This is a genomic window from Bacillus infantis (genome assembly GCF_050107595.1).
GTDB lineage: Bacteria > Bacillota > Bacilli > Bacillales > Cytobacillaceae > Bacillus_AB > Bacillus_AB infantis_C.
In genome coordinates, this window is the sequence record NZ_JBNILH010000036.1 from 1 (window position 1) to 374 (window position 374).

Below are 374 nucleotides of genomic sequence, written 5' to 3' on the forward strand. Positions count from 1 at the left end.
GGTCGCGGGTTCGAATCCCGTCTTCCGCTCCAGAGATTGCCGGGGTGGCGGAACTGGCAGACGCACAGGACTTAAAATCCTGCGGTAGGTGACTACCGTACCGGTTCGATTCCGGTCCTCGGCACCACAAGACTTATTTTAGATGTGCGCCCGTAGCTCAATTGGATAGAGCGTCTGACTACGGATCAGAAGGTTATGGGTTCGACTCCTTTCGGGCGCGCCATATTATATTAAAAATTATCATGTTCGGGGAGTAGCTCAGCTTGGTAGAGCACTTGGTTTGGGACCAAGGGGTCGCAGGTTCGAATCCTGTCTTCCCGACCATTTGAAATTTGATATGGGGCCTTAGCTCAGCTGGGAGAGCGCCTGCTTTG

General features: G+C 53.2%; 3 tRNA genes. All 3 read left to right on the top strand.

Annotation, left to right across the window (positions count from 1 at the left end):
* Window positions 1–38 precede the first annotated feature (38 nt).
* The 3 genes from ACQCVH_RS25320 (at window position 39) to ACQCVH_RS25330 (ending at window position 324) form a co-directional block, all read left to right on the top strand.
* Window positions 39–127, top strand: a tRNA-Leu gene (locus ACQCVH_RS25320).
* A gap of 19 nt (window positions 128–146) precedes the next feature.
* Window positions 147–223 (top strand) — tRNA-Arg (locus ACQCVH_RS25325).
* 24 nt (window positions 224–247) lie between these two features.
* Window positions 248–324, top strand: a tRNA-Pro gene (locus ACQCVH_RS25330).
* Window positions 325–374: the final 50 nt, after the last annotated feature.